We start from the raw sequence: 13,461 nt of genomic DNA on the forward strand, positions 1-13,461 counted from the left end.
TGCTGGCGGGTTTTTGCCTTGTAGTACCGGAATGCAGGGTTTTACTCTGATTGAGCTTGTAGCTGTCATCGTGATCATCGGCATCCTAGCGGTTGTCATGATTCCAAAATGGAGCGGCACCTCAGGTTTCGACGAGCGCGGTTTTCGCGATCGCGTTGTGGCCGGTTTGCGTTACGCCCAGAAATCTGCCATTGCCAGTCGGCGGACGGTTTGCGCCAGTTTTTCCTCGCCACCGGCAAGCGTTACGTTTAGCCTGGCTGCCTTTGGTGCCGTGAATTGCGCAGTCAGCATTCCGCTGGTCGGGCCGGAAAGCACGCCGCTGGTGGTGACGGCAACTGGCGGTGTCAATTTTGCCGCCCTGCCGGCCGATGTTATTTTTGATGCGGCCGGGCGACCTGCTGCGGCTGCGTTGATCAATGTCTCCGGGCTTCCCGCCGCGCTGGCGATCACCGTTGAGGCGGAAACGGGTTATGTTCATTAGGCCAGCCTTGCAGCGCGGCATAACGCTGATCGAGCAGATTGTGTTCATCGTCATCGTCAGCGTTGGCGTGATGGGCCTGGTCTCGGTGATGAACCCGGCGATCCGGGCCAGCGCCAATCCGATGGTGACCAAGCAACTGGTTGCGATTGCCGAATCCCTGCTCAACGAAGTCCTGCACCAGCCATTCACCTGGTGCGATCCCGATGATGTAGCGGCGGCGACGGCGCAGTCCTATGCCGATTGCGCCAATCCGCAAAATGCCTTCGGGCCGACGCCGGCGGGCGAGACCCGTTATGCGGCAGGTGCCACCCCGGCTTTCGACAACGTGGCGGATTATCACGGCGCCATGGCGACCATCGACGATCCTTCCGGCAGCAATGCCATGGCCGGCTATACGGCCAACATCGTCATCGCCCGCGTTGGCAATGTCATGGGCCTGGCCGACGATACGGCGGCGCTCAGTGTCACGGTGACGGTTACCTTTGGCGCCGCTGAACCCTTTACCCTGACTGGCTACCGTTTCCGCTATGCGCCGCGCATTTGATTTTCGGCCGTTTTTTCCGGTTGACCGTGGATTCACACTGGTCGAGATGATCATTTCGATTGTCATTACCGGCATCGTCGTTTCGATGGTGGCGATCTTCGGGCGCGGGCAGGTCGAGGCCTACCTCGATGCTGGCAACCGCGCCGAGTTGTCCGATGCGGCCGACACCACGCTGCGCCGGATCGCCCGGGATTTGCAGGCGGCGCTGCCCAACAGTGTCCGGCTGTCGGGTAACTTCCTCGAGTTTGTGCCGATTCGCGATGCCGGCCGTTACCGGGCGGAACTGGATGCCGCGGCTGGCGGTGACATCCTTGATTTCAGCAGCAACATCGACAGTACTTTTGATGTGCTCGGGCCGTCAGTGACGATTCCAGCCGGGGACCAGCTGGTCGTTTTCAATCTGGGCCAACCCGGGTCGGACGTTTATGAAGGCACCAGCCGGCGGGCCGTGACGCCCGGGGCAGGCCTGAGCAACATTATCTTCGCCCCGGCTGGCGCGCAGTTTCCGCTGGCCTCGCCGCAACACCGCTTCCAGATTGTCGGCGCGCCGGTAATTTACGAATGCAGCGTGGCGACGGGGCAATTGATCCGGCGCTCGGGTTTTGCATACGGTCACGCCTGGCCGCCGGTGCCTGCTGCGCTCGGCGGCATCGCGGCGGTCATGGCCGACAACGTGGCTGCCTGCTCCTTCAACTACGTGCCGGCCATTCTGCAACGCAACGGGCTGGTCGTCCTGCGCCTGACGCTGACGCTCAACGGTGAGTCGGTCCAGCTGCTGCATCAGGTCGATGTACTGAACACGCCATGATTTCAAATTTGCCCATTTTTTCCGGTCGACCGTCGGAATCAGGAATTTCGCCGAGAGGGCGCCAGCGTGGCGTTTCCATTGTCACCGGCGTCTTTCTGCTGTTGCTCATGGCGGTCCTGGCTGCTGTCATCGCCAACGTCGTGTCGACGGCACACGTGAACATGGCCGCCGACATCGGCGGCGCGCGCGCCTACCAGGCGGCGCGGGCCGGTGCTGAGTGGGGCATGTTCCAGCTCGACCCGAATGCCCAGGGCGCCGGGCTGCCCGCCTGTGCCAACACCAATACGGTCGTGCTCGGCCATAACGTGGCGGTCAACTGCCAGAGCTGGGATACGACGGAGGGGAGTCGCCTGATTCGCATCTACCGGATTGTTTCGCAAGCCACCGCCATCGGCGTGAAGGCGCCAGGCATCGAGCGCCAGGTCGAGGTGACGCTGGAAAAATGCCGGGATCCGCTGGTGATCACCGTTGCACCTTTTGATTGCTGAGTGTTGCGTGGGGATGGCGACGATGAAGGCAAAAATACGGATAGCCCATAAGTTTTTCGCCCGCTGGCTTTTGCCGGCAGTCCTGGTCTTCCTGCCCGGTATCGCGATGGCAACGGTAAGCATCAATTCGGCGACAGTGAACGGTGGGGCGACGGTCACCGTCAGCCCCGGCGGCAACATTACGGTTAGTGCGAACGCGACGACCAGCGGTAGCGGTACCAATGACGACTGGGGTTCGATACGCTGGGCCATCGCCACGTCGGCGCCATCCGCCGCATCCATGACTTGCGATGCATCGCCCAATTTCAATGGCGACGGTACCTATACCCAGGCCTTCAGTGCTACCGCCCCGGCCAGCGCCGGCACCTACAACCTGTATCTGATTGCCTACAACGACAACGCCTGTTCCAGCGGCGCCAGTGCCACCTATTCGCGGGCCGGCGCGGTGGTGGTAGACCCGACGCCTCGGGTGCTGTCGATCAATCGCCTCAGCTTCGACCCTTCTGCGGCCGGGGCTTCGGTTCAGTGGGAGGTGACGTTTTCCGGCTCGGTGAGCGGTGTCGATACGACTGACTTTTCGCTCGTCCAGACTGCTGGCGCGACGGGAGCCAGCTTTGTTTCGGTGAGCGGTTCGGGGACGACCTGGACGGTCACGGCCAATACCGGGACCGGGTCTGGTACCTTGCGGCTCAATCTTGTCGACGATGACAGCATCGTCTCCGGCGGCGTCAAGCTTGGGGGCGCGGGGTTGGGCAATGGCAATTTCACGGGGCAGGCGTATACCTTGCTGCCGACCGTCTGTACGCCGGGGCTGCTGTTCTGCGATGACTTCGAGCGCGCCAACCCCGGTTCGATTGGCAATGGCTGGACTGTGACGCCGACCTCGTCTTCCAGTGGCTGCAACGGCACGGCGGGCAACATCGGTTGCGGCGGCATCGACAGCGATATTCCGCCGTTCAATACCTATTCGAATCCACGGCCCAACCCGACGCGCGCCATGTTCACGCGTTGGGCGCAAGTGACGGTGCAAAGTCCGACCGTCAACCTGGCGGGTAAAGCCGGGGCGCAGCTCAGCTTCTGGATGCGGCGCGGCGATGACTCGTTCAGCGAGTGCCCTGAGGCCACCGGTGAAAACTACCTGGTTAAATATCTGGCCAGCGACAACACCTGGAAAATCCTCGCCCAGTATCCGTCAGCGCCATCCGGTTCATTGTGCGACGGGGGGCCAGTCTATCTGCCGGTCATCGAATTGCCGCCCGATGCACTGCATGCCAATTTCGCCATGCAGTTTTATCAGCCGTCCGGCAGTGGCGACAGCGGCAGCGGCGGGGCGTCCGGTGTGGTCGGCTACGACTACTGGCACATGGACAACGTGATCATTCGCGAAACGCCGGGCAGCACATTTACCGGTGCCTTCTGCGACAACTTCGAAGGCGGCCTGGGGCGCTGGAGTATTTCGGCCGAGGGCGCGCCGGGGACTGCTGCGATCGGTGATTCAAGAATCGGTACCCTGGCCTACAGTTCGGCGACACATGAGCTGGATTTGCGCTGGGGTTATGTCTCGGCCGCAACGTTCAAGACCAATATGACCGGCGTTTCCGGCGACATTACCTACTGGGTGCGCAGCGGCACGACAACTGCCCGTGATCCGGACAGCGGTGAGAATCTGGTGGTCGAGTACCTCAACAGCAGCGGGGTGTGGACCAATCTGGACACTTATCTCGGCACGGCGGCGGCCGGAACGGTCTACAACGGTTCGCATCCCATTCCGGCCGATGCCAAACACACCGGGTTTCGCCTGCGTTTCCGCCAGCTGAACGGTAGTGGCTATGACAATGACTACTGGCACGTGGACGATGTCTGCGTCGGCAACCTGCTGCCGACCGCCGATCTGGCCATCACCAAAACGCGGGGCGGTGCGCTGGTGCCGGGAACGAACGCAACCTACACGCTGGCGGTGACGAACAACGGGCCGGACGCGATGGCCGGTTCTCTGGAAATTGTCGATACCCTGCCCACGGGTCTGAGCTATCTGGCGCACAGCGGTACCGGCTGGAGTTGTGGTGTCAGCGGTCAGGTCATCACCTGCGGCTGGTCGGGGACCGTGAACAATGGCAGCGCCGCGCCGCCGCTGCTGATCACCGTGCGGGTCGACGCGGCAGCCTCCGGTTCGCTGGTCAACACGGCGACGGTGAACGGGACGGCGAACGACCCGGTGTCCGGCAACAATACGGCGACCGATACGGCCGCCATCTACACGCCGAGCTATGTGTTCACCGACCGGGCCTGTACCTCCGGCGTGGCCATCGGCAGCGGGGCGAATCCGTGCAATCTCGTCAACTGGTCGCCGCAGGTGGCCGGCGTGGCCTTGAGCGGCATCTATATCACTGCCCTCAATACATCGGGAGTTCCTACCCAGCTGAGCGGGACGACAGCGACCTCGGTGGGCTTCCAGTTCGCGCTGTCGTGTATCAATCCAACCGCCAATGCCGGCATTCAGGCCAGCTTCTCGGCGACCGCGACAGCATTGCCGCTTTGTGCTGCCAACGGCGCGATTCCTGGCACCTGGACGGCATCGACCAACCTCAGTTTTCCGGCGACATCGCCCAGTGTCGGCCCCTACAGTTTCAGCTACGCCGACGTTGGGCAGGTTGAGCTGTACATGCGCAACAGCGCGGCGACGAGTCAGATCGGCTCGAGCGATCCGTTCGTGGTCAAGCCCTACAGCTTGGTGCTGACCGACATCAAGCAGACTGCCTCGCCCTTTACGGCAAACCCGGCGGCGGCTACGGCAGCCGGGAATCGCTTCGTGCGGGCCGGCGAAAACTTCTCGGCGACGGTCACTGCGGTCAACGCCTCCTGCGCCGCCAGCCTGGGCGGCTATACCCTGCTGGCCAGCATTCCGGCTTCCTGCAAGACGCCCAACTTTGGTCGGGAAAGCGCACCGGAAGCCATTTCGATCAGCAGTACCCTGGTGGCCGGGCTTAATCTGACCAACAATCCGGCGATCACCAATTCGACCGCCTTTGGTGCCTTTGCCTCAGCTTCTGCTACCGGCACCACCTTCACCTGGGACGACGTCGGAATCATCACGCTGACTCCGGCTATCAGCGATGCCGACTATCTTGGTGGTGGTGCCGTGAATGCGACGGTCAGCGGCAATGTCGGGCGTTTTTATGCCGATCATTTCGATGTAGTGGTGACCATGCAGTGCGCCGGTTTTGTCTATGGCGGTCAGCCGACGCCGGTAGTGCCGGGCCAACCGTTTACGGTGACGGCAACGGCCATGAATGCCAAGGGTGCGACGACGCCGAATTTCAATTCGACCAGTGGCTTCGCAAAAAGCGTCAACTTGTCGCTGGCTGCCGGTGGCGGCTCGGGAGGCTTGTACGTTGATGCCGTCGCCGGAGGAAATGGCGCCATCCCGGCTGGCAAGTTTTTGGCCGGGGTCGGGACGGTGGCGTTCAACGATTTGGCCGGCCGGATTTCCTATGTTTTCAGCGTATTTCCGACGGTAAGCACGGCGATTGCCGTTCATGCCGAAGATGCCGATTCAGCATCCGGCACGGCGCTGATGGCCGGGGCCAACGGCGCGGCCGTGGTCCGCGCCGGGCGCCTGTCCTTGACCAACGCCTATGGCAGTGAATTGCTGCCCCTCAACGTACCGGTGAGAGTTCAGCAATGGACGGCGAGTGGGTGGACGACCAATGTGGCTGATACCTGTACGGCACTGACCGTTCCGACCAACGGAAACACCGGCCTGACCAATACCCTGAGCACGAAGACGGCGGCAACGCTTTCGTCGCCTGTGGCGGCCGGCGATTCGCGTTTTCGCCTGTCGGCGCCGGGGGCGGGAAATGCCGGTCTGGTTGATATCGCGGGGAATATCGTGCGCGGCGCCAATACCTGGCTGACCCTCTCGGCACCCACTGCCCGCGCCTGTTTTGGTTCCTGCGGTCCACGTTCTCCCGTAATCTATTTTCGGGAGCGGTATTGAGTTGAAAAACCATTGAAAAATAATGCGTTACTGGATATCCTTCTGAAAAAACTTAAGGTGTCGGGACAATGTGGCCGAATATTCGGGTGAAGTTTGATGCGGGGTGGATGTCGGTAGTCCGACACGGCGATCGCATCGACCTTGCTCATGTCATTCGTGCCGCTGGCAAACGCCCTGAAATCAAGCTTTGCGACTCGTTCCGCATCGAGAAGAGCGAAGCCGATGCCTTGTCCCGCCTGGCGCAGAGCCGTGGACTGAAGCGCTACCGCTGTACCACTCTGCTTGGCGAGAATGGCTACCGGCTGGTTCAGCTCGATGCGCCGGCCGTGCCGGCCGAAGAGCGGGTGCAAGCCTTGCGCTGGCGCCTCAAGGATGCGGTCGATTTTCCGGTCGATGACGCGGCAGTAGCAGTGGCCGACATTCCCACCGAAGGCGGGCGTCAGGCCAGCGTTTTTGCCGTCGTTGCACCGGCATCGGTGGTCGGCGAGCGCATGGCGCTGTTTCACGAAAAGAAGATTCCGCTCGAAGCAATCGATATTCCCGAAATGGCCGTGCGCAATGTCGCTGTGCTCTTCGAGGAAGAAAATCGCGGCCTGGCCTTCCTGGCCCTGACTCAGGGCGATGGCCTGCTGACCATCACCTGTCGTGGCGAATTGTTCCTGTCGCGGCGTATCGAAATCGATTCGGATGCACTGGCCAAGGCCGACGAGGAGCGGCGCCGGCAAATGCTCGAGCGTTTGGCGCTTGAACTGCAGCGCACGCTGGACAATTTCGATCGCCAATACGGTTTCATTTCGGTGTCGCGTCTGCTGGTGGCTTCCGAGTTCGATTGTGCCGGCACGGTTGCGGCACTCATCGAAAATCTCTATTTGCCGGTGCAGGCGGCGGACTTCGCGAGCGTGCTGGATTTTCCCGCGCTGCCTGAATTGCGCTCGGCCGAGCGTCAGGCGCAGAGCATTCTGGCCATTGGCGCGGCGCTCAGGAGCGACTCATGAGCCAGCAGATCAACCTGTTGCTGCCGGCCCTGCGGCCGCGCTTCGACTGGCTGGCCTTGCCGGTGGTGGCTGGCGTGGCACTGGCCGGTCTCGTCCTGATCAGCATCCTGGCTGTGCTGGGGCTTGCCCAGGCGGCCAATCTCAAGGCCAGCGAGGCCGAAATCAGGAACCAGCTGGCGGCCGTCCAGCAGCAGGTGCAAACGCTTGGGCAATCCCTGGCCGCTCGTCAGGGCGATACTTCGCTCGATCGCCAGATCGCGACGGCGCGGCTGGCCCTCACTCAGCGCCAGGAAGTGCTGGCCGTCATTGCCCAGGGCGACATTACCCAGGGCAGCGCTTATTCCGGCCTGCTCCAGGGATTTTCCCGGCAGACCGTCGACGGTGTCTGGCTGGTTGGTTTCGGTTTTGCCGACAAGGAGATCGAGATTCGCGGCCGACTGCTTGATCCGGCTTTGCTGCCGACCTACATCAACCGGCTTAATGACGAGCCGGCCTTTGCCGGCCGTCGCTTTGCTACGCTCGACATGAAGGGCTTCGACCCGGCTGACGATAAACGCAGTGACTCGCCGCCCTCGGTCAAGACCAAGGTGCCGGCGCGATATACCGAATTCGCCCTGCGTACTGAACTGATTGCCGGGCAGGAGAAGGCGCGATGAACGCAGTGCGCCAGCAATGGAACCAAATGAACCGCAAATATGCCGCGCTTTCCCGGCGTGAGCGTTTGCTGGTGGCCCTGGCGTTGGTCCTTGGCCCGCTGTTGATCGGCAATACCCTGTTTGTCGACCCGCAATGGAGCCGTAGCAAGGCGATGCAGAACGGCATCGCCATCCAGAGCACGACGCTCGCCAGCATGCAGATGCAGGCGGCCAGCCTGCAGCAGGAACTGAATGTCGACCCGGATGCCGGCAAGAAGGCCGAGCTGGCGACACTGGTCGTGCAAAGGGAACAGCTGGACGAGCAACTGCGGCAAGTCGGCGCTGCGCTGGTGCGGCCCGAGGACATGAATGCCCTGCTCGAAGGGCTGCTGGTACGCCATTCCGGCTTGCGTCTGATCAGCCTCAAAACGCAGGCGCCGCAAAGCGTGCTGCGCGAAAAAGAGGCGGTCAAGGAAACGGATGGTAAACCGGTCGAGCGCTCCTTCGATCTCTATCGGCATGGCGTGGAAATTCGCCTTGAAGGTAGTTACGGCCAACTCCAGGCTTATCTGGAACAACTGGAAAAATTGCCGCAGCGCTTGTTGTGGGGGCAGCTGAGCTATCGCGTGATTGACTATCCACGGTCCGAAATGACCCTGACCGTCTATACCCTGAGTCCGGACAAGACATGGCTTACCCTATGAGGCTGATCACGCTTGCCCTGCTTGCCGTGAGCAGTGCGGCCGTGGCCCAGTCGGCCGACCCGACGCGGCCACCGGCGGCCTGGCTGACGCCGGCCGACGACGCCACTAAATCGGCTGGCGATGCAGCCGGCGGCCTGCGCCTGCAGTCGGTGAAAATGCCGATTGGCGGCCGCCCGGTCGCCGTGATTGGTGGCAAAACGGTGACTCTGGGTGGCAGTGTCGGCGGGGCGACGCTGGTCCGCCTGAACGAGCGCGAAGCCGTATTGCAGGGGGCGGATGGGGTGACGCATCTTTACCTGACTCCCGACGTTGAAAAACAGATGATTGAAATGCCCAAGCCCAGAAAAACGGGGAAAACAGGGCCAGTGAAGGGTCTGCCATGAGCAAGATTTTGATTATCGGATTGTCGGCACTGATGCTGAGCGCGTGCAGCAATCAGCATGCGCGCCGGGGTGATGCTTTTGATCGAGCCGACAAGGAACTGGGTGCGGCTGCCGCCAGCAAGACGAACCAGCCACAGGGTGACGTCGTCGGTCAGGCCATGGTGCCGCCGCTGCAACTCGATCAGCCAATGCCTGCCAAGCCGGAGCCGCGTTTTAACCTGGCGGTGAACAATGCGCCGGTTGCCCAGGTGCTTAATGCGCTGGTTTCCGGTACGCCGTACAGCATGCTTTTCCCGCCCGACTTGTCGGGCACGGTCAGCCTTAACCTGAAGAGCACGACGGTGCGCGAGGCGCTTGAGACGCTGCGTGAAGTCTATGGCTACGATTACCGGATTCAGGGCACCCGCATTTACGTCCAGCCGAACACCATCCAGACGCGCATTTTCAAGATCAACTATCTGGCCAATCGCCGTCAGGGCATGAGCGATATGCGGGTGACCGGCAGTTCGCCGACGGCTTCGACGCCGACCACTAGCAGCGGTTCCTCCAGTGGCGCGGGTGGTGTGCCGGGTGGGACGACGGCGCCTCAGCAGCAACGCAGTAACGACAGCGCTCGTGTGCAGACGAGTTCCGATTACGATTTCTGGAAGGACCTCGGGGCGGCACTCAATTCCATTGTCGGCAACCAGGACGGTCGCAACGTTATCGTCAATGCGGGCTCGGGCGTCGTGCTGGTCAAGGCTTCACCGGTCGAATTGCGTTCGGTGGATGAGTATCTGCGGGCGACGCAACTGGTGGTCGAACGCCAGGTTATGCTCGAGGCGAAAATTATCGAGGTGTCGCTCAATGACTCCTATCAGACCGGTATCAACTGGAGCAAATTCGGTGGCCTGCTCGGTGGCGGTGTTGCCCTGGGCACGCTGGCGCCAGGTGCGACCCTGAGTGGCGCTGCAACGCTGGGTGGATCGGCGACGGGCGTTGCCTCGGGGACGATCATCAATGCCAATCCGGGGTCGAATGGCAGTCTGACTTCATCGACCGCCGGCCGCGGTTTCTTTGGCCTGGCTTTTCAGTCGCAGAATTTTGCCGCACTCCTTTCCTTCCTCGAAGGGCAGGGTGATGTGCAGGTGCTGTCCAGCCCGCGCATCGCAACGACCAATAACCAGAAGGCCGTGCTCAAGGTCGGTACCGACGATTTCTTTGTCACCGGGATCAGCACCAACACGACGACCAGCGCCAGCGGCAATGTCGTGACGCCGAACATCACGCTGCAGCCCTTCTTCTCCGGCATCGCGCTCGATGTGACGCCGCAGATCGACGACGAAGGCAACATCATCCTGCACGTCCATCCCTCGGTCAGTGTCGTTGAGGAAAAGACCAAGAACGTCAATCTCGGTGACCTCGGCACCTTCACGCTGCCGCTCGCCTCGAGCACTATCAACGAAACCGACAGCATCGTGCGCGTTCAGGATGGCAGCATCGTCGCCATCGGCGGCCTGATGAGCCAGGAACAGAACACCAGTCGCTACGGCCTGCCGGGCATCGGCGGCCTGCCGGGCGTCGGCTCGCTGTTCAGCCAGAAGAGCGTTTCCAACCGGAAGCGCGAACTGGTCATTCTGATGCGGTCGACAGTCATCAAGGGTGAAAACTCCTGGCGCGATGCCTCGCGCGAAACGCAGGAGCGCGTCCAGGGGCTGGACCCGCGCCAGCAGCGCCATCTCGAATGGCAATAAACGGTAACAGGCAGCCTTGTATCTAGACCATTTCGGCCTGAGCGAGCTGCCCTTCGGCATTACGCCGGACACCAGCTACACGGTCATCACGCGCAGCCATCAGGAGGCGCTCAATACGCTGCTCGTCGCGCTCAATAGCGGCGAAGGCTTCATCAAGATTACTGGCGAAGTCGGCACCGGCAAGACGCTGCTCTGCCGCCGTCTGTTGCAGGCCCTGCCGGAAGGCAGTGTTTCCGCCTATCTGCCCAATCCCTATCTGGCACCGCGCACCCTGCAACTGGCGTTGGCCGAGGAGCTGGGGCTGGCCGTGAGCGCCGACAGCGACGACTATCACCTGCTGCAAAGCATCAACCGGGCGCTGCTTGACCATGCGGCGGCCGATCGCCAGGTCGTTGTCTGTATCGACGAGGCGCAGGCGATGCCGCTCGAAACGCTGGAGTCCCTGCGCCTGCTGTCGAATCTGGAAACCGAGAAACGCAAGTTGCTGCAGATCGTCCTTTTCGGCCAGCCGGAGCTTGATCGCAAGCTGGCCGAACCGTCGGTTCGCCAGCTCTTGCAGCGCATCGCCTTTCATTACCGGATCGGCGGCCTAGCCCGCGAAGAGGTGGCCAATTATCTGGCGCATAGGCTGCGCGTCGCCGGCTACCGGGGCGAGGATGTTTTTGGGCCGCGTGCCGTGCGTTCGCTGCACAAGGCCAGCCGGGGCACGCCACGCCTGCTGAACATTCTGGCTCACAAGTCCCTGCTCGCCGTTTTCGGCGAGGGCAAACATGCTGTGCGCCCTGGTCATGTTCGCCGGGCGGCGGCCGATACCGAAGGTGCGGCTGCGGCCGGGTGGTGGTGAAATGAGCCTGATCAACGACATGCTGCGCAACATCGAGGCCAAGCGGCCCGATGACCCGGCCCGGCAAAACCTGCAACGCGAAATCCGTTCGCTGCCGGCGGCGCGAGCCGGTGCCTGGCGCTGGCTGAAACCCTTGCTGCTCATCGTGGTGCCTGTGCTGGCTGCTGCCGTGCTGCATGCCAACGGGCAACTGTTGCCATTGCTCGGCATGGACAGCGAGGCACCCACGGTGGCTCCGCCTGCCCCCGTCGTAATCGCCGCGCCCGCACCGATGCCGGCGCCCGCGGTGGCTGTCGTTGACGACCAGCCCATTCCGGAAAGCGATCTGCGTCTGGCGCCGAATCTGGCCGTCCTGCCCCTGCCGGCGGCGCCCATATTGGCGGTACCTGACCCGGTCGTGCCGGCACCCCTGCCGGCGGCGGCCAAATCGGATGCACAGTCGACGCCAGCTCCGGCGCCACTGCCGGCACCTGCCACCCCGCCCGGGCCGGTCAAGATCGAAAAGAGCCCCGTGCTGGCAACAGCGCGCGATCGGGCCGATGCTGAATATCGCCGGGCGGAAAACGCCTTGGCTGCGGGGCGTATTGTTGAAGGTATCGAAGGTCTGCGCGCAGCGCTCAAGCAGGATCCGGCCTACGTCCCGGTGCGCCAGATGCTGCTGCGCCAGTTGCTGGAAATGCGCAAGATTGAAGAGGCGATGACGGTTCTTCAGGAAGGCCTCGAACTGCAGCCGGCGCAAACGGGCTGGGCGATGTCGCTGGCCCGCCTGCAATTGGAGCAGCACGATATCGCGGCGGCTGACCGCACGCTGGCTCGCTCGCAGGTTTACGCCGAAGCCAGCGCCGACTACGCTGGCTTTCAGGGGCATCTCAAGTCCCGCCAGAGCGCCTATCGCGCCGCCGTGACGCATTACCAGCGAGCAACCCGTCTGGCCCCCAATGAAGGCCGCTGGTGGTTGGGTCTCGGGCTGGCTCAGGAGGCCGATGGGCGTCTGGCTGAAGCCAAGGAGTCAATGCGCCGCGCCATCGCTACCGCGACGCTGTCCGTCGAATTGTCGGCGGTGGCCGAGCAGCATTTGCGCTGAGCGAGATGCCAGCCCCAGCTAGCTCTCGTGGTATATATCACCTGTTCATTCGCCCAGAAAATAAACCATCATGAGCCACCACGAAAGCCCTGTCGTCTACGGTACCGAAGACATCCTGCGCAGCCTGTGCAATTCGATGACCAAGGTGCTGACCATCGCTACCCAGAGCCAGATCCACTATTCCGGCATGGTCCAGCGCATCACCAAGACCTGCCTGAAGCCGGACATTGGCTGCTTCGTGCTGTTCGATGGCGGCTTTTCCGGGCTGGTGGTCACCAATTTCTCGGCCGCGGCGGCGATGGAACTCTACGAGAGCTACATGTTGAGCATGGGCATGGCCAAGGACGAGCTGGCCAGTTCGCATACCTCGGACGAGGTGGCGAACGTCATGGGCGAACTCATGAACCAGATCGTTGGCGATTTCACCGGCAAGGTGGCGCGCGAGCTGCAGACGCACATCACCCAGAACCAGCCGAAGATGCTGGCCCTGACCAAGCAGGTCATGCTCAGCGTGGACACCAATCTCGACAAGCCGGAAGCCCGCCGCGTGACCTTCTTCACCGGCCGTAACAACATCTTTTATCTCGAACTGGCGATCGACCGCACCGAGTTCATCAAGCTCAACGATTTCGAGAGCGAGGAGACCGATCCGGATACGCTGATCGAGCAGGCCCATGCGGCGAACGCCACCGCGGTACCGCTGAAAGGCGTCGATGCCAGCGAGCAGGACGACTTCCTCAAATCGCTCGGGATGTAGCTGAGGAC

General features: G+C 62.2%; 13 protein-coding genes. All 13 read left to right on the forward strand.

Annotated elements, in window-relative coordinates:
- Positions 1–31 precede the first annotated feature (31 nt).
- The 13 genes from KI613_RS05150 to KI613_RS05210 all read left to right on the forward strand — a co-directional run bounded on the left by KI613_RS05150 (position 32) and on the right by KI613_RS05210 (position 13,453).
- Entirely contained in the window at positions 32–481 is a 450-nt protein-coding gene (locus KI613_RS05150; protein ID WP_226404125.1) for a pilus assembly FimT family protein, read from the forward strand.
- On the forward strand, positions 471–1,025 hold the full coding sequence (locus KI613_RS05155) for a type IV pilus modification PilV family protein (protein WP_226404126.1): 555 nt from the start codon (positions 471–473) through the stop codon (positions 1,023–1,025). Before KI613_RS05150 ends, KI613_RS05155 begins: the two co-directional genes overlap by 11 nt.
- Before the next feature lie 46 nt (positions 1,026–1,071).
- Positions 1,072–1,833: a hypothetical protein gene (locus tag KI613_RS05160; protein ID WP_404826984.1), complete on the forward strand. Its 762-nt coding sequence runs from the start codon at positions 1,072–1,074 to the stop codon at positions 1,831–1,833.
- Positions 1,830–2,321, forward strand: coding sequence for a hypothetical protein (locus KI613_RS05165; protein ID WP_226404128.1), 492 nt, complete (start codon positions 1,830–1,832; stop codon positions 2,319–2,321). The genes KI613_RS05160 and KI613_RS05165 overlap by 4 nt, the downstream gene beginning before the upstream one ends.
- A 22-nt stretch (positions 2,322–2,343) precedes the next feature.
- Complete coding sequence (locus KI613_RS05170) at positions 2,344–6,318, forward strand: DUF6701 domain-containing protein (protein WP_226404129.1); 3,975 nt, start codon at positions 2,344–2,346, stop codon at positions 6,316–6,318.
- A 107-nt stretch (positions 6,319–6,425) separates the two neighbouring features.
- Positions 6,426–7,313 (forward strand): hypothetical protein, encoded by an 888-nt coding sequence (locus KI613_RS05175; RefSeq protein ID WP_226404130.1) that lies wholly within the window; start codon positions 6,426–6,428, stop codon positions 7,311–7,313.
- Entirely contained in the window at positions 7,310–7,969 is a 660-nt protein-coding gene (locus KI613_RS05180; protein WP_226404131.1) for a PilN domain-containing protein, read from the forward strand. Before KI613_RS05175 ends, KI613_RS05180 begins: the two co-directional genes overlap by 4 nt.
- Positions 7,966–8,652: a hypothetical protein gene (locus KI613_RS05185; protein WP_226404132.1), complete on the forward strand. Its 687-nt coding sequence runs from the start codon at positions 7,966–7,968 to the stop codon at positions 8,650–8,652. Before KI613_RS05180 ends, KI613_RS05185 begins: the two co-directional genes overlap by 4 nt.
- A complete protein-coding gene (locus tag KI613_RS05190; RefSeq protein WP_226404133.1) occupies positions 8,637–9,035 on the forward strand; it encodes a hypothetical protein in 399 nt (132 codons plus the stop codon). Before KI613_RS05185 ends, KI613_RS05190 begins: the two co-directional genes overlap by 16 nt.
- Positions 9,032–10,768 carry a pilus (MSHA type) biogenesis protein MshL gene (mshL, locus tag KI613_RS05195; RefSeq protein WP_226404134.1) on the forward strand — a complete coding sequence of 579 codons (1,737 nt, stop codon included), beginning with the start codon at positions 9,032–9,034 and terminating at the stop codon, positions 10,766–10,768. The genes KI613_RS05190 and mshL overlap by 4 nt, the downstream gene beginning before the upstream one ends.
- Before the next feature lie 16 nt (positions 10,769–10,784).
- Positions 10,785–11,612 carry an ExeA family protein gene (locus tag KI613_RS05200; RefSeq protein ID WP_226404135.1) on the forward strand — a complete coding sequence of 276 codons (828 nt, stop codon included), beginning with the start codon at positions 10,785–10,787 and terminating at the stop codon, positions 11,610–11,612.
- Positions 11,539–12,696, forward strand: coding sequence for a tetratricopeptide repeat protein (locus KI613_RS05205; RefSeq protein WP_226404136.1), 1,158 nt, complete (start codon positions 11,539–11,541; stop codon positions 12,694–12,696). The genes KI613_RS05200 and KI613_RS05205 overlap by 74 nt, the downstream gene beginning before the upstream one ends.
- Before the next feature lie 70 nt (positions 12,697–12,766).
- Entirely contained in the window at positions 12,767–13,453 is a 687-nt protein-coding gene (locus KI613_RS05210; RefSeq protein WP_226404137.1) for a DUF3334 family protein, read from the forward strand.
- The last annotated feature ends 8 nt before the right edge of the window (positions 13,454–13,461 follow it).

The organism is Ferribacterium limneticum, from assembly GCF_020510585.1.
In the GTDB taxonomy this organism is placed as follows: Bacteria; Pseudomonadota; Gammaproteobacteria; order Burkholderiales; family Rhodocyclaceae; genus Azonexus.

Bases quoted from the DNA above. Each gene is read 5' to 3' on its own strand.
- KI613_RS05165 (WP_226404128.1), top strand. From the start codon at position 1,830: ATGATTTCAAATTTGCCCATTTTTTCCGGTCGACCGTCGGAATCAGGA.
- KI613_RS05170 (WP_226404129.1), top strand. From the start codon at position 2,344: ATGAAGGCAAAAATACGGATAGCCCATAAGTTTTTCGCCCGCTGGCTT.
- KI613_RS05205 (WP_226404136.1), top strand. From the start codon at position 11,539: ATGCTGTGCGCCCTGGTCATGTTCGCCGGGCGGCGGCCGATACCGAAG.
- KI613_RS05150 (WP_226404125.1), top strand. From the start codon at position 32: ATGCAGGGTTTTACTCTGATTGAGCTTGTAGCTGTCATCGTGATCATC.
- KI613_RS05180 (WP_226404131.1), top strand. From the start codon at position 7,310: ATGAGCCAGCAGATCAACCTGTTGCTGCCGGCCCTGCGGCCGCGCTTC.
- KI613_RS05210 (WP_226404137.1), top strand. From the start codon at position 12,767: ATGAGCCACCACGAAAGCCCTGTCGTCTACGGTACCGAAGACATCCTG.
- KI613_RS05190 (WP_226404133.1), top strand. From the start codon at position 8,637: ATGGCTTACCCTATGAGGCTGATCACGCTTGCCCTGCTTGCCGTGAGC.
- KI613_RS05185 (WP_226404132.1), top strand. From the start codon at position 7,966: ATGAACGCAGTGCGCCAGCAATGGAACCAAATGAACCGCAAATATGCC.
- KI613_RS05175 (WP_226404130.1), top strand. From the start codon at position 6,426: ATGTCGGTAGTCCGACACGGCGATCGCATCGACCTTGCTCATGTCATT.
- KI613_RS05160 (WP_404826984.1), top strand. From the start codon at position 1,072: ATGATCATTTCGATTGTCATTACCGGCATCGTCGTTTCGATGGTGGCG.
- KI613_RS05155 (WP_226404126.1), top strand. From the start codon at position 471: ATGTTCATTAGGCCAGCCTTGCAGCGCGGCATAACGCTGATCGAGCAG.
- mshL (WP_226404134.1), top strand. From the start codon at position 9,032: ATGAGCAAGATTTTGATTATCGGATTGTCGGCACTGATGCTGAGCGCG.